The 14,590-nt window shown below is 71.0% G+C and carries 11 protein-coding genes; 4 read left to right on the top strand and 7 right to left on the bottom strand.

The annotated features are described in order from the left end of the window. Nucleotides 1-5: 5 nt before the first annotated feature. The 4 genes from AB0398_RS15565 to coxB all read right to left on the bottom strand — a co-directional run bounded on the left by AB0398_RS15565 (nt 6) and on the right by coxB (nt 4,436). Nucleotides 6-1,259, bottom strand: a complete 1,254-nt coding sequence (locus tag AB0398_RS15565) for an Ig-like domain-containing protein (protein ID WP_366375334.1) — start codon at nt 1,257-1,259, stop codon at nt 6-8. 122 nt (nt 1,260-1,381) lie between these two features. After that, nucleotides 1,382-1,780, bottom strand: coding sequence for a cytochrome c oxidase subunit 4 (locus AB0398_RS15570; protein ID WP_366375336.1), 399 nt, complete (start codon nt 1,778-1,780; stop codon nt 1,382-1,384). Next, nucleotides 1,777-3,513 carry a cytochrome c oxidase subunit I gene (gene ctaD, locus AB0398_RS15575; RefSeq protein WP_366375338.1) on the bottom strand — a complete coding sequence of 579 codons (1,737 nt, stop codon included), beginning with the start codon at nt 3,511-3,513 and terminating at the stop codon, nt 1,777-1,779. Before ctaD ends, AB0398_RS15570 begins: the two co-directional genes overlap by 4 nt. After that, a complete protein-coding gene (gene coxB, locus AB0398_RS15580; protein ID WP_366375339.1) occupies nt 3,510-4,436 on the bottom strand; it encodes a cytochrome c oxidase subunit II in 927 nt (308 codons plus the stop codon). Before coxB ends, ctaD begins: the two co-directional genes overlap by 4 nt. 521 nt (nt 4,437-4,957) lie before the next feature. On the opposite strand from coxB, the gene AB0398_RS15585 reads away from it, so the two are divergent. After that, complete coding sequence (locus tag AB0398_RS15585) at nt 4,958-6,406, top strand: aminotransferase class V-fold PLP-dependent enzyme (protein ID WP_366375341.1); 1,449 nt, start codon at nt 4,958-4,960, stop codon at nt 6,404-6,406. A 75-nt stretch (nt 6,407-6,481) separates the two neighbouring features. Here the strand turns inward: AB0398_RS15585 and AB0398_RS15590 are convergent, their stop codons facing one another. Beyond that, the gene (locus tag AB0398_RS15590; RefSeq protein ID WP_366375343.1) at nt 6,482-7,456 is read right to left on the bottom strand and encodes a carbohydrate kinase family protein; all 975 of its coding nucleotides are present in this window, start codon (nt 7,454-7,456) and stop codon (nt 6,482-6,484) included. Between the two features lie 129 nt (nt 7,457-7,585). Here AB0398_RS15590 and AB0398_RS15595 point away from each other — a divergent pair, with 129 nt between their 5' ends. Together AB0398_RS15595 and AB0398_RS15600 are read left to right on the top strand one after the other, a co-directional pair. Next, nucleotides 7,586-7,792 (top strand): hypothetical protein, encoded by a 207-nt coding sequence (locus tag AB0398_RS15595; protein ID WP_366375344.1) that lies wholly within the window; start codon nt 7,586-7,588, stop codon nt 7,790-7,792. A 75-nt stretch (nt 7,793-7,867) separates the two neighbouring features. Beyond that, a complete protein-coding gene (locus AB0398_RS15600) occupies nt 7,868-9,454 on the top strand; it encodes a hypothetical protein (RefSeq protein ID WP_366375346.1) in 1,587 nt (528 codons plus the stop codon). A gap of 71 nt (nt 9,455-9,525) precedes the next feature. Here AB0398_RS15600 and AB0398_RS15605 read toward each other — a convergent pair whose 3' ends face one another. Continuing rightward, nucleotides 9,526-9,882 carry an iron-sulfur cluster assembly accessory protein gene (locus tag AB0398_RS15605; protein WP_015033024.1) on the bottom strand — a complete coding sequence of 119 codons (357 nt, stop codon included), beginning with the start codon at nt 9,880-9,882 and terminating at the stop codon, nt 9,526-9,528. A gap of 236 nt (nt 9,883-10,118) precedes the next feature. Here AB0398_RS15605 and nadA point away from each other — a divergent pair, with 236 nt between their 5' ends. Beyond that, nucleotides 10,119-11,306 carry a quinolinate synthase NadA gene (gene nadA / locus AB0398_RS15610; RefSeq protein WP_366375348.1) on the top strand — a complete coding sequence of 396 codons (1,188 nt, stop codon included), beginning with the start codon at nt 10,119-10,121 and terminating at the stop codon, nt 11,304-11,306. Between the two features lie 81 nt (nt 11,307-11,387). Here the strand turns inward: nadA and AB0398_RS15615 are convergent, their stop codons facing one another. Continuing rightward, nucleotides 11,388-14,564, bottom strand: a complete 3,177-nt coding sequence (locus AB0398_RS15615; RefSeq protein WP_366375350.1) for an efflux RND transporter permease subunit — start codon at nt 14,562-14,564, stop codon at nt 11,388-11,390. Nucleotides 14,565-14,590: the final 26 nt, after the last annotated feature.

Here is a 14,590-nt window from a genome sequence, read left to right on the forward strand (position 1 = left end):
GCCGGTCAGAGCGAGGGCCGCAGGCGGGCCTGCTCGGTGGAGACCACCGGCTCGCCGGCGGTCTCCACCAGGGCGCTGCCCTCGCGCCACTTGTCCCAGGACAGGTTCCAGTCGCCGAAGCCGTTGCCGAACCCCTCCATCGTGTCCCCGGAGCTGTTGACGGTCTTCACGATGTCGCCGGGGCGCACGGTCTCGAAGAACCAGGCCGCGTTCCCGGTCGACATGCCCACGCAGCCGTGGCTGACGTTCGCCACGCCCTGCGAGCCGACCGACCAGGGCGCGGCGTGCACGTACTCGCCGCTCCAGGTCACCCGGGTGGCGTAGTACACCGGCAGGTCGTACGACTCGGAGCTGCCCTCCGCGATGCCGACGGTGGTGCCCCGCATCCGGACGTAGTACTCCTTGCCGAGCACCACCTTGACGCCGTTGCGGGTGTCGAAGCCGGGCTTGCCGGTGGTCACCGGAATGGTGTTGATCACTTCCCCGTTGCGCTTCACCGTCATGTGGTGGGTCCCGGCGTCCGCGATGGCCTCGAGCCGGTCGCCGATGGTGAGCTTCAGCGGCTTGGACTCGCCGCCGTAGAGCTTGTCGCCGACCTTGAGGCCGTCCAGGTTGCCGCTGACCGTGACGGTCGCGCCGGCGGGCCAGTACTCCTTCGGGCGGAAGTGCAGCTTCTTGTCGTCCACCCAGTACCAGGAGCCCTCGACGGAGGGGGTGGAGCGGACCTTGAGGGCGCGTTCGACGACCGCGCGGGAGGCCCGGTCCTTGACGGGGAGGCTGAGTTCGGCGGTGATCGGCTGTCCGACGCCGTACGTGCCCGCCTCGGGCCCGAAGGACGCGGTCAGGGCCCGCTTCGCCGGGGACGTCTCGAACGTGAACGTACGGGCGCCGGGGGCGCCGTCCCCGTCCTCCGTGGCCACCCGGACCGTGTAGCGGGCACCGGCCGCCAGGGTGGCCGTGGAACGCCAGCGCCGCCCGTCCGCCGTGAGCTCGCCCGCCAGGTGGCGTCCGGAGGCGTCGACGGCGGTGACGTCGGTGATCCGGCCCTCGTCGCCCTTGGCGGTGATCTCCAGGGGCTTCTCGGGGTCCGCCTTGGCTCCGTCGGCGGGGGCGCTGACGGCGAGCTGGTCCGCCGCGTCGTACGCCTTCACCGTCAGCGGGTGGTCGTCCGATCCGGAGCACGCGGTGGTGCCCGCGGTGACGGTCACGGCCAACAGGGTGCAGCTCAGAACAGTCCGAATGCGCGGCGTGTCGTTCATGACCTCACCGTAAGAACAACCCTCGGAGGAGGCGCGCCGAGTGCGGCAAAAGAGGGGCCCGGACACTTCGGTGACGAAGCGTCCGGGCCCCTCGGTGTGCTCCGGTGCGGAGCGGGGTACTTCTACTGGTTCTGGTTCTCGCCGCGGTAGAACTCGAAGACCCAGCCGAACAGGCCGACGAGGATCAGCGGGGCGGAGAAGTACAGGATCCACCAGCCCATCGCGACGGCGAGGAAGGCGAGCGCGCCGCCGATGGCGAGCGAGAGCGGCTGCCAGCTGTGCGGGGCGAAGAAGCCCAGCTCACCGGCCTCGTCCGCGACGTCGGCCTCCTTGTCGTCCTGCGCCATCGCGTCGACACGCTTGGCCGTGAAGGCCAGGTAGTAGCCGATCATGATGGCCAGGCCGAAGGCCAGGAAGAGCGCCGTCGTGCCGACCGGCTCCTTGGACCAGACGCCGTACAGGATCGCCATGGCAAGGATGAAGACGCTCAGCCAGATGAACATCTTGCCCTGGATCTTCACTTGCCGGCCTCCTTGCTGCCCGTGAGGGCCTCGGCCTCGTGCGGCTTGTTCTCGAGCTGGTCGAGGGCGGCGATCTCAGGGTGGTGCAGGTCGAACGCCGGGGATTCCGAGCGGATGCGCGGCAGCGTGAGGAAGTTGTGCCGCGGCGGCGGGCAGGACGTCGCCCATTCGAGCGAACGGCCGTAGCCCCACGGGTCGTCGACCTCGATCTTCTTGCCGTACTTGGCGGTCTTCCAGACGTTGTAGAAGAACGGCAGGATCGACAGGCCGAGCAGGAAGGAGGAGATCGTCGAGATCGTGTTTAGGGCGGTGAAGCCGTCGGCGTTCAGGTAGTCCGCGTAACGGCGCGGCATGCCCTCGGCACCGAGCCAGTGCTGCACCAGGAAGGTGCCGTGGAAGCCGATGAACAGCGTCCAGAACGTCATCTTGCCGAGGCGCTCGTCCAGCATCTTGCCGGTGAACTTCGGCCACCAGAAGTGGAAGCCGGCGAACATCGCGAAGACGACGGTGCCGAAGACGACGTAGTGGAAGTGCGCCACGACGAAGTACGAGTCGGAGACGTGGAAGTCCATCGGGGGCGAGGCCAGGATGACACCGGTCAGACCACCGAAGGTGAAGGTGATCAGGAAGCCGATCGTCCAGAGCATCGGTGTCTCGAAGGACAACGAGCCCTTCCACATCGTTCCGATCCAGTTGAAGAACTTCACGCCGGTCGGTACGGCGATGAGGAACGTCATGAAGGAGAAGAACGGGAGGAGCACGCCGCCTGTGACGTACATGTGGTGAGCCCACACGGTCACGGACAGACCGGCGATCGCGATCGTCGCGGCCACCAGGCCGATGTAGCCGAACATCGGCTTGCGGCTGAAGACCGGGATGATCTCGGAGACGATGCCGAAGAACGGCAGGGCGATGATGTACACCTCTGGGTGTCCGAAGAACCAGAAGAGGTGTTGCCAGAGCAGGGCACCGCCGTTGGCCGCGTCGAAGACGTGGGCACCGAACTTGCGGTCCGCCTCCAGGGCGAACAGCGCGGCCGCCAGGACCGGGAAGGCGAGCAGGACCAGGACACCGGTCAGCAGCACGTTCCAGGTGAAGATCGGCATGCGGAACATCGTCATGCCCGGAGCGCGCATGCAGATGATCGTGGTGATGAAGTTGACCGAACCGAGGATCGTGCCGAAGCCGGAGAAGGCCAGACCCATGATCCACATGTCGGCGCCGACGCCCGGCGAGCGGACGGCGTCCGACAGCGGGGAGTAGGCGAACCAGCCGAAGTCGGCCGCACCCTGCGGGGTGAGGAAGCCTGCCACCGCGATGATCGAGCCGAAGAGGTAGAGCCAGTAGGCGAACATGTTCAGCCGCGGGAACGCCACGTCGGGCGCGCCGATCTGCAGCGGCATGATCCAGTTCGCGAATCCGGCGAACAGCGGCGTCGCGAACATCAGCAGCATGATCGTGCCGTGCATCGTGAACGCCTGGTTGAACTGCTCGTTCGACATGATCTGCGTACCCGGACGGGCCAGCTCGGCGCGCATGAAGAGCGCCATGAGTCCGCCGATGCAGAAGAAGACGAACGACGTGACCAGGTACATCGTCCCGATCGTCTTGTGGTCGGTGGTGGTCAGCCACTTCACCACGACATTGCCGGGCTGCTTGCGCCGTACGGGCAGCTCGTTCTCGTACGAGCCCTCAGCTGCGGCGGCACCCTGGGTTTCGTTGGGGATGCTCACAGTTGGTTCTTCTCCGCATTCCTGGCCGGGTCCGTCTGCTCGATGCCGGACGGGATGTAGCCGGTCTGCCCCTTCTCGGCCAGCTCCTTCAGGTGCTGCTGGTAGCGCTCCGGGGAGACCACCTTGACGTTGAAGAGCATCCGGGAGTGGTCGACACCGCACAGCTCGGCGCACTTGCCGAGGAAGGTGCCCTCACGCGTCGGGGTGACCTCGAAGGAGTTGGTGTGACCCGGGATGACGTCCTGCTTCATGAGGAAGGGGACCACCCAGAAGGAGTGGATGACGTCACGCGAGGTCAGGACGAACCGGACCTTCTCGCCCAGGGGCAGCCACAGGGTCGGGCCCGGGTTGCCGGTCTGCGGGTTCCGGTCGCCGGGGATGCCGGCGTCGTAGACTCCGCCGGCGTTCGCCGGGAAGTCGTCGATGAACTTGTCCGGAATCGAGGCGAGGTTCTTGTCCGTCTTGGCGTCGCCCTTCACACCGGGCACGTCCTCGACGTAGTTGAAGCCCCAGCTCCACTGGTAGCCGACCACGTTGACGGTGTGGGCGGGCTTGTCGGAGAGCTCCAGGAGCTTCGACTCGTCGCGCGCGGTGAAGTAGAAGAGCACCGAGACGATGATGAGGGGCGTGACCGTGTACAGCGCCTCGATGGGCATGTTGTAACGGGTCTGCGGAGGTACCTCGACCTTGGTCCGGGTGCGCCGGTGGAAGACGACGGACCACAGGATCAGGCCCCACACCAGCACACCGGTGACGAGGGCGGCCGCCCACGAGCCCTGCCAGAGGGAGAGGATCCGGGGAGCCTCCTCCGTGACGGGGGTGGGCATGCCGAGGCGGGGGAAGTCTTCCCAGTTGTACGAGCAGCCGGTGGCTGTCGCCAGGATCAGGCCCGCAGTCAGCACCTGCGGCAGCTTCCGCCGCATCGGGCGCCGAGACGTGGGGGTACCGCCCGCGCCTTGGCTGCGGGGGAGGTCGGAGCCGTTGGGACTCACGTAGCGCCTTCCCGAGAGTCTCGGCCCGCGTTGGTCGGCCACGGCCGTCCGTCTCGCTGGTCGGTCGCCGCCCCGGCCGCGGGCAGGGGTTTGGATGTTTATGCGGACCAAACCCTACTGGACGCTATTTGGGGTCGCGCGGGGAGGGTGCCCAACGCGCCGTCCGACTCCCCGAAGGGGTGGAGCCGGGGGTTCCGGAGGGGGGTCCGGCGCACCCGTCCGGGGGTTCGGGGACGGGCCGGGCGGCTGTTCTGACGAGGGCTCACCGGGCGGGGCCGGGCGACGCGCCGGGGCGGAGGCGGTGCGCCGGGGACGGGGGGAGGTCCTGCGCGGTGGGGTGCGCCCGGGAGCCGGGGCGGGGGTCTGTGGTGGGGGACGCCCGGGAGCCGGGGCGGCGGGCCTGCGGAGGGGTGTGCCGGGGGCCGGACCCGCGCACGTTCTACCGTGGACGGATGCCGTACTTCGACGCCGCGTCCGCCGCCCCGCTGCACCCCGTCGCCCGCCAGGCGCTGCTCGCCTCCCTCGACGAGGGCTGGGCCGATCCGGCCCGGCTGTACCGGGAGGGGCGGCGGGCCCGGCTGCTGCTCGACGCGGCGCGGGAGGCCGCGGCGGAGGCGGTGGGCTGCCGCGCCGACGAGCTCGTGTTCACTCCTTCGGGTACGCGCGCGGTTCACGCGGGGGTCTCCGGCGCGCTCGCGGGACGGCGGCGCGCCGGGAACCGGCTCGTGGTGTCGGCGGTCGAGCACTCCTCCGTCCTGCACGCGACCGAGGTCCACGCGGCGGCGGGCGGGACGGTGGCCGAGGTGCCGGTGGACCGGTCGGGGGCGGTGGACGCCGGGACCTTCGCGGCGGCCCTCGGGGAGGGCACGGCCCTGGCCTGCCTCCAGTCGGCCAACCACGAGGTGGGGACCGCGCAGCCGGTGGCCGAGGTGGCCGAGGCCTGCCGGGGGGTGGGCGTGCCGCTGCTGGTGGACGCGGCCCAGTCGCTCGGCTGGGGCCCGGTGGAGGGCGGCTGGTCGCTGCTCGCGGCCAGCGCGCACAAGTGGGGCGGTCCGGCGGGGGTGGGGCTGCTCGCCGTGCGGAAGGGGGTGCGGTTCGCCCCGCAAGGGCCGTCGGACGAGCGGGAGTCGGGCCGGGCGCCGGGCTTCGAGAACCTGCCGGCGATCGTGGCGGCGGCGGCCTCGCTGCGGGCGGTCCGGGCGGAGGCGGAGGCCGAGGGGGCGCGGCTCCGGGAGCTGGTGGACCGGATCCGGGCGCGGGTGCCGGAGCTGGTGCCGGACGTGGAGGTGGTGGGCGACCCGGTGCGCCGGCTCCCCCACCTCGTCACCTTCTCCTGTCTCTATGTCGACGGGGAGACGCTGCTGCACGAGCTGGACCGGGAGGGTTTCTCCGTTTCGTCCGGTTCGTCGTGTACGAGTTCGACACTGACGCCCAGCCATGTGCTGCGCGCGATGGGGGTGCTGAGCGAGGGGAACGTCCGGATCTCCCTGCCGGCCGGCACGTCGGCGGAGGACGTGGACCGCTTCCTCGACGTGCTGCCGGGGGTGGTGGCGGGGGTGCGGGAGCGGCTCGGCGTCCCGGGCGCGGCGGCCTCGGCGACCGGTTCCGGCGCGGTGGCCGGTTCCGGCGCGGTGGCCGCTTCCGGCGCGGTGGCCGAGGACGTCCCGGCCGGGGACGCGCTGGTCGTGGACGCGCTGGGGCGGCGCTGCCCGATCCCGGTGATCGAGCTGGCCAAGGTGATCGGTGACGTCCCGGTGGGCGGCACGGTGCGGGTCCTCGCGGACGACGAGGCGGCGCGCCTGGACATCCCGGCGTGGTGCGAGATGCGGGGCCAGGAGTACCTGGGCGAGGAGCCGTCCGCGCGGGGCGGCGTCGCGTACCTGGTGCGGCGCACGGCCTGACCGCGCGGGCCGGGATGCGTCCGGCGCGGCGGCCCGCTCGGGCCCGGGAGGTCCCGGGCCCGGCGGGGGCGGTTGTCAGACGAGGTGCGCGTGGACCTCGGCGGCAGCCTCGTCGCCGTACGCCTTGGTGAAGCGCTCCATGAAGTTGGCGCGGCCCAGGGTGTACTCCTGGGTGCCCAGGGTCTCGATGACGAGGGTGGCCAGCATGCAGCCCACCTGGGCGGCGCGCTCGTGGCCGACGCCCCAGATGAGACCGGTGAGGAAGCCGGCCCGGAAGGCGTCGCCGACGCCGGTCGGGTCGACCTTGGCCGTCTCCTCGGGGCAGCCGACCTCGATCGGGTCCTCGCCGACCCGCTCGATGCGCACGCCGCGCGAGCCGAGCGTGGTGACGCGGTGGCCGACGCGGGAGAGGATCTCCGCCTCGGTCCAGCCGGTCTTCGACTCGATGAGGCCCTTCTCGTACTCGTTGGAGAAGAGGTAGGTGGCGCCGTCGAGGAGGGTGCGGATCTCCTCGCCGTCCATGCGCGCGATCTGCTGCGAGAAGTCCGCGGCGAAGGGGAGGGAGCGGGTGCGGCACTCCTCGGTGTGGCGGAGCATCGCCTCGGGGTCGTCGGCACCGATCAGGACCAGGTCGAGGCCGCCCACGCGGTCGGCGACGGCCTTGAGCTCGATCAGCCGGGCCTCGCTCATCGCGCCCGTGTAGAAGGAGCCGATCTGGTTGTGGTCCCGGTCGGTGGTGCAGACGAAGCGGGCGGTGTGCAGGACCTCGGAGATGCGGACCGATTCGGTGTCGACGCCGTGCCGGTCGAGCCAGGCCCGGTACTCGTCGAAGTCGAAGCCGGCGGCACCGACCAGGACCGGGCTGCTGCCCAGCTGCCCCATGCCGAAGCAGATGTTGGCGGCGACGCCGCCCCGGCGCACGTCCAGGTTGTCCACGAGGAAGGAGAGGGACACCGTGTGGAGCTGGTCGGCCACGAGCTGGTCGGCGAACCTTCCGGGGAAGGTCATGAGGTGGTCGGTGGCGATGGAGCCGGTGACTGCGATACGCACGGCGGGCGCTCCTGCGGGAAGGCGGTAATGACAGTTCACGCTACCCGCTGGGGCCCGCCCTGCCGAACAGTGGAAACTACCCCAGAGTAGGCCTTTTCTGCGCGGGCCGGCGGTGCGTACGGTGCGCCCATGAGTCTCTACTCCGCTCCTCGAGAGCGACACGAGTCCGAGTTGAGCCTGGCGCAGCTGCGCGGCGACGGCGCCCGCATGGCCCCGCACTGGGTGGCGCCGGTGGAGCCGGAGTCCGCCCCGGTCTCCCCCGCCCTGATCAACGGGGTCGTCGTGCCGGCCGCCTCGGCCCGGCTGATCGACGCCACCGTCGAGTACGGCGGCTGACGGAACCGTCCGGGCTCCCGCTCCGTCCCACCGGTGTCTTCCACGGAGATGACCGAGGGACGAAGGAGCTGAGCCGTGAGCGGTACGGAGAACGGTCGGAGGCGGCGGACGCTGCTCACCGCCTCGGTGGCGGCGGGCGTGCTGCTCGCCGGGGGCGGCGGGGTCTACCTCGCCACCGCGGCGTCCGGCGACGGCGGTACGGACGGCGCGAGCCGGTCCGCCGACGCGGCCGCGCCCCCGCCGCCGCTGCGCCTGGGGGCCGGCGACGGCGGTACGGACGGGGGCCCGGGGATCGCGCCCGGCGAGCCCGACCCCGGCGGCGGTCCGCGCGGGACCGTCTACAAAGCCAAGGGCCCACTCCCCCAAGGGCCCTCCTCGGCCGCGGTCCACCGGCCCGAGGGCCTGGTCACCTCGGCGGAGGTGACCAGGCTGGCCGATGCGCTCGGGGTCTCCGGGCGCCCGGTCCTGGCGGGCGACGTCTGGTCGATCGCGCCGGAGAAGGACGGCTCGGGGCCGCGCCTCGACGTGGCGCGGAAGGCGCCGGGGAACTGGACGTACTCCTGGTACGACGGCGGTCCGGTCGGCGACACCTGTCTCAAGGGCAAGGCGTGCCCGCCGCCGGGGGAGACGAAGCCCTCGCGCGGCGGCTCGCCGGTGAGCGAGGCGGCGGCGAAGGCCGCGGCGGCCCCGGTCCTGAAGGCGATCGGCCAGGACGGCGCGAAGGTGACCGCCGGACAGGTGATGAACGGGTCCGTACGGGTGGTCAACGCCGAGCCGGTGGTGGGCGGTCTCCCGACCTACGGCTGGTCGACGGGGCTGCACGTCGAGCCGGACGGCCGGGTGTCCGGCGGGAGCGGGATGCTCAAGGTGCCGGCCGAGGGCGCCGCGTACCCCGTGGTGGGGGCGGCGAAGGCCCTCCAGGAGCTGAACGAGGACGCGAAGGGCACGGGCCCGATCGGCATCGGCGGCTGCGCCACGCCCGTCCCGAACGGGGAGGAGCCGAACGCCGGGCTGCCGGAGGCCCCGGGGGCCGGGAAGCCGGGGACGGACGAGGCCCCGGGGGCCGGGAAGCCGGGGACGGCGGAGGTCCCGAGCGCCGGGAGGCCCGGGACGGCCGAGGAGGTCCCGAGCGCCGGGAAGCCCACGGTTGAGCCGGTTCCGCCCTGTCAGTCGTCCGCCGACCAGGGCCCGCCGGTCGAGGTGCCGGTGACGGGCGCGGTCTTCGGGCTCGCCGCGCAGGACGTGGACGGCGAGCGGCTGCTCGTACCGGCGTGGCTGTTCACGGCGGACCCGGCCGACGCGGCGCCGTACACGGTGGTGCGCACGGCGGTCGAGGACCGCTATCCGGCGCCGCCGGTGAAGACCCCGCCGGCGCCCGACGAGGGCACGGCGCCAGCCCGGCAGGTCCAGTCGTACAAGACCGCGGACGACGGCCGGAAGCTGACGGTCGCCTTCTGGGGCGGGGTGTGCAGCACGTACGGGGTGACGGCCGAGCAGACCCCGGAGCGGGTCGCCCTCCGGATCGAGGAGACCCCGTCCGAACCGGGCCGGATGTGCGTCGCCATGGCGGTGGAGATCGTGAAGACGGTGACCCTGGACGCCCCGCTCGGCTCGCGGCCGGTGGTGGACGCGGCGAGCGGCGAGACGGTGCCGCGCCGCTGACGTCCCCCGCACACGCGTGAGGGCGGGCCCCGGAATTCCTTCCGGGGCCCGCCCTCACTCACGCGTACGACTTAGCTGAACGAGTCACCGCAGGCGCAGGAGCCCGTGGCGTTCGGGTTGTCGATGGTGAAGCCCTGCTTCTCGATGGTGTCGACGAAGTCGATCGAGGCACCGCCGAGGTACGGGGCGCTCATGCGGTCGGTGACGACCTTGACGCCGTCGAAGTCCTTCACGACGTCGCCGTCGAGCGAGCGCTCGTCGAAGAAGAGCTGGTAACGCAGGCCGGAGCAGCCGCCGGGCTGAACGGCGACGCGCAGGGCCAGGTCTTCGCGGCCTTCCTGGTCGAGGAGGGCCTTGACCTTGGCCGCGGCGGCGTCGGACAGGAGGATGCCGTCGCTGACAGTGGTCTTCTCGTCCGATACGGACATCTGCTTCTCTCCCGGTGTGTACGGAGACTGCTTGCCGACGGTGGAAACCGACGGTGCCCCGGATTCATTCCGGGCCGAGTGGGTTCTTCCTCCTTTCATGCTCGCACACCCTGTCCAGATACGTGGAAGGCGAATTCGTCACATCGACACTATGGACATCGTCAACGTGACGTGAAGGGGTTATGATAGATAGCGTCATTTAGACGAAAAGGTTCCCCGAAGAAAGGGTGCGTGACGTGACCACGGCCCAAACCCGTCATGAGCTCGACGTCCAGCCGACGCCGCTCGCCCTCCTCCTGCTCGGCCGCGAGGCGGATCCGAAGAGCGAGCGCGGCGTGGAGTGCCCCGGCGATCTGCCGTCGCCCTCCGACCCCGACCTCGTGGAACGCGCCCGCGCGGCCAAGGAGAAGCTCGGGGACAAGGTCTTCGTGCTCGGCCACCACTACCAGCGCGACGAGGTCATCCAGTTCGCCGACGTCACCGGCGACTCCTTCAAGCTCGCGCGCGACGCGGCCGCCAAGCCGGAGGCGGAGTACATCGTCTTCTGCGGCGTGCACTTCATGGCGGAGTCGGCCGACATCCTCACCGGCGACGACCAGAAGGTCGTCCTGCCCGACCTCGCGGCCGGCTGTTCGATGGCCGACATGGCCACCGCGGAGCAGGTCGCCGAGTGCTGGGACGTGCTGACCGAGGCCGGGATCGCCGAGCAGGTCGTGCCCGTCTCGTACATGAACTCCTCGGCCGACATCAAGGCCTTCACCGGCAAGCACGGGGGCACGATCTGCACCTCGTCCAACGCCGAGCGGGCCCTGAACTGGGCCTTCGAGCAGGGCGAGAAGGTGCTCTTCCTGCCGGACCAGCACCTGGGCCGCAACACCGCCGTCCGCGACATGGGCATGTCCCTGGACGACTGCGTCCTGTACAACCCGCACAAGCCGAACGGCGGGCTGACCGTCGAGCAGCTGCGCGCCGCCAAGATGATCCTGTGGCGAGGCCACTGCTCGGTGCACGGCCGGTTCTCGCTGGAGTCGGTCGAGGACGTGCGGGCCCGCATCCCCGGGGTGAACGTGCTCGTCCACCCCGAGTGCCGGCACGAGGTCGTCGCCGCCGCCGACTATGTGGGCTCGACCGAGTACATCATCAACACCCTGGAGGCGGCCCCGGCCGGCTCGAAGTGGGCGATCGGCACGGAGCTGAACCTCGTCCGGCGCCTGGCGAACCGGTACGCCGACCAGGGCAAGGAGATCGTCTTCCTCGACAAGACGGTCTGCTTCTGCTCGACCATGAACCGCATCGACCTGCCGCACCTGGTGTGGGCCCTGGAGTCCCTGGCCGAGGGCAAGCTGATCAACCGGATCGAGGTCGACAAGGAGACGGAGAGCTTCGCGAAGCTGGCGCTCGAACGGATGCTGGCGCTGCCGTAACGATTCACCTCCCCGTACTCCCGTACGTACGCCGAAGGGCGCCCCGCGCGTGTCGCGGGGCGCCCTTCGTACGTGCCGGGCTCAGTCCAGGAGGTTCAGCAGGGTCGCGTCCAGCGGCGAGACGTCCGGCTGCTCCGCGTTGTGCGTCGTGTCGCCGTCCTTCTCCTTCTTCTTCTTCTTCTTCGCGGCCTTCTTCTCGGCCTTCTTCTTCGCACGGCGCTCCTTGCGGAGCTCCACCATCGCGTAGAGGGTCGGGACGAGGAGCAGGGTCAGCAGCGTCGAGGTGACCAGACCGCCGATCACCACCACGGCCAGCGGCTGGGCGATGAAGCCGCCCTCGCCGGTGATGCCGAGGGCCATCGGCAGCAGGGCGAAGATCGTCGCCAGGGCGGTCATCAGGATCGGGCGGAGCCGGTGCCGGCCGCCCTCGACCACCGCTTCGACGACGCCGAGGCCCCGCTCCCGGTACTGGTTGATCAGGTCGATCAGGACGATCGCGTTGGTGACGACGATGCCGATGAGCATCAGCATGCCGATCATCGCCGGGACGCCCATCGCGGTGTCGGTGACCACGAGCAGACCGATCGCTCCGGTCGCCGCGAACGGGATCGAGACCAGCAGGATCAGCGGCTGGACCAGTGACCGGAAGGTCGCGACGAGCAGCATGAAGACGATCGCGACGGCCGCGAGCATCGCGAGGAACAGGTTGAGGAAGGCCTCGTTCTGGTCCTCGGAGACGCCGCCGATGGTGGCGGTGGCGCCCGCCGGCAGGTCGAGCGCGTCGATCTTCGACTGGAGGGAGGCGCTGACGGCGCCGGTGTTGTCGCCGACCGGCTCGGCCGTGATCGTCGCGGCGCGGGCGCCGTCGATCCGGGTCATGGAGACCGGGCCGGGGACCAGCTCGACGGTGGCGACGTCACCGAGCCGCACCGGGCCGAGGGGCAGCGCCCTCAGCTCCGCCAGGGTGGTGGCGGGCTTCGCCGAGGTGACGAGGACGTCCCGCTCGCTGTCGTCGAGGGTCGCCCTGGCGGCCGGGGTGCCCCGGACGGCCTGGGCGACGCCCATGCCGAGCGAGGCGGCGTCGAAGCCGGCGTCGGCCGCGGCGGGCTTCGGCGTGACGGAGACGCGCGGGACGGACTGCGACAGGTCGCTCTGGACGTCGGTGACGTCCTTCATCCCGGCGATCGCGGTGCGGACCTGCTCGGAGGCCTTCCTCAGGACCTCGGCGTCGGCGGCCTTCACGACCACGCTCAGGTTCTGGCTGGCGAAGCCGTCGCCGGCCGCCAGGGTGGTGTCGCCTATCCCGTCGAGCCCGGCGAGCCCCTTCTCGATGGCGTCCCGCGTCCTCTCGTACGAGGCGGACCCCTCCAGGCTGACCTGGTACGAGGCCTGGTTCGCGCCGGTGCCGCCGCCGAAGGCCGCCATGAAGCCGGACGAGCCGACGTTGACCTGGTAGTCCTTGACGCCCTCGGTCTCCGCGAGGACCTTCTCGACCTTCTTCGCGGCCGCGTCGGTGGCGTCCAGGGAGGTGCCGGGCGGCAGCTCCTGCTTGATGCTGAGGACCTCCTGCTCGCCCTGGTCGAAGAAGTTGGTCTTCAGGAGCGGGGCCATGCCGAAGGTGCCCACCAGGACGACCGCCGCGATGCCCAGGCTCATGAGCCGGCGCCGGGTCGCGAACCGCAGGACCGGCACGTACAGGCGCTGGAGGCGGCTCCTCTCCTCCCGCTCCTCGGCGAGCCTGCGGGCCTCGGCCAGGTCCTCCGGCGTGCCGCCGGGGGCGCGCAGGAACCAGTACGAGAGGACCGGGACGACGGTCAGGGAGACGAGCAGCGAGGCGAGCAGGGCCGCCGTGACCGTCAGCGAGAACGAGCCGAACAGCTCGCCGATCATGCCGCCGGTCAGGCCGATCGGCAGGAAGACGGCGACGGTGGTGAGGGTGGAGGAGGTGACGGCGCCCGCCACCTCGCGGACCGCGGTGAGGATCGCGGCCTGGCGCTCCTCGCCGTAGCCGAGGTGGCGCTTGATGTTCTCCAGGACCACGATCGAGTCGTCGACGACCCGGCCGATGGCGATGGTGAGCGCGCCGAGCGTCAGCATGTTGAGCGAGAGGTCGCGGGTCCACAGCACGATGAGGGCGAGGACGACCGAGAGCGGGATGGAGACCGCGGTCACCAGGGTCGAGCGGATCGACGTGAGGAAGACCAGGATCACCAGGACGGCCATGACGAGGCCGAGCGCGCCCTCGGTGGTGAGGCCGGAGACGGCCTTGGCGACGGCCGGGCCCTGGTCGGAGACGACGGTCAGCCCGGCGCCGGCGCCGAGGTCGCGGCGCAGCTCGGGCAGCTTCTCCGCGACGGCGTCGGAGATCGCGACGGCGCTGCCGTCCTTGTCCATGGTGGCCATGACGGCGAGGCTGGGCCTGCCGTTGGTGCGGGTCAGGGAGGTGCGCGGGGACTCCTCCTGGCGGACGGCGGCCACGTCGCCGAGGCGGACCGCCTTCCCCTTGCCGGGGACGGCCGCCGGGATGCGCAGGTCCTCGATCTGCTTCAGGGAGGTGTAGCCGCCGCCGACCTGGATCGTGCGGCTCTTGCCGTCCTCGGCGAAGGAGCCGGCGGGCATCGTGCCGCCGCCGGCGCGCAGGGCCTCGGTGAGCCTCATCGTGTTGAGGCCGGCCGCGGCGAGCGCGCGCTCGTCGGGGACGACGGAGACCTGGAGATCCTGGACGCCGCTGACGGAGACCTGGCCGACGCCCTCGATGTCCTGGAGGGCGGGGACGACGGTCCGGTCGAGGAGGGCCGCGAGGGCCTGCGGGTCCTTGTCGGAGGAGGCGGCGAGGACGACGGTCGGGATGTCGTCCGTCGAGCCGGCCACGACCTGCGGGTCGACCGTGTCGGGGAGCTGGGCGCGGGCGCGGTTCACGGCCTGCTGGACGTCGGCGACGAGCTGCTTGGTCGACTCGTCGCCGTAGTCGAAGGAGGCCATGACGAGGGCCATGCCCTCGGATGCGGTGGAGGTGACCGACGTGAGGCCGTCGACGGCCTTCAGGCTGTTCTCCAGCGGCTCGACGACCTGCTTCTCGACCACGTCGGGAGAGGCGCCCTGGTACGGGGCGAGGACCGAGACCACGGGCAGCTCGATCGAGGGGAACAGCTGCTGCTTGAGCTGCGGGATCGCGATCGCCCCGAACACGATCGCGACGAGCGACGTCAGCCCGATCAGGGCCCGTTGCGCGAGGCTGAATCTGGACAGCCAGGACATGGGATGGGGTCTCTCTTCCGTGGCGT

This window comes from Streptomyces sp. NPDC086147 (assembly GCF_040702165.1).
In the GTDB taxonomy this organism is placed as follows: Bacteria; Actinomycetota; Actinomycetes; order Streptomycetales; family Streptomycetaceae; genus Streptomyces.

What these genes read in the sequence shown, in the direction of transcription:
- AB0398_RS15565 (WP_366375334.1), bottom strand. Translation starts at nt 1,259, where the DNA reads ATGAACGACACGCCGCGCATTCGGACTGTTCTGAGCTGCACCCTGTTG.
- coxB (WP_366375339.1), bottom strand. Translation starts at nt 4,436, where the DNA reads ATGCGGCGGAAGCTGCCGCAGGTGCTGACTGCGGGCCTGATCCTGGCG.
- AB0398_RS15585 (WP_366375341.1), top strand. Translation starts at nt 4,958, where the DNA reads ATGCCGTACTTCGACGCCGCGTCCGCCGCCCCGCTGCACCCCGTCGCC.
- AB0398_RS15595 (WP_366375344.1), top strand. Translation starts at nt 7,586, where the DNA reads ATGAGTCTCTACTCCGCTCCTCGAGAGCGACACGAGTCCGAGTTGAGC.
- AB0398_RS15605 (WP_015033024.1), bottom strand. Translation starts at nt 9,882, where the DNA reads ATGTCCGTATCGGACGAGAAGACCACTGTCAGCGACGGCATCCTCCTG.
- AB0398_RS15615 (WP_366375350.1), bottom strand. Translation starts at nt 14,564, where the DNA reads ATGTCCTGGCTGTCCAGATTCAGCCTCGCGCAACGGGCCCTGATCGGG.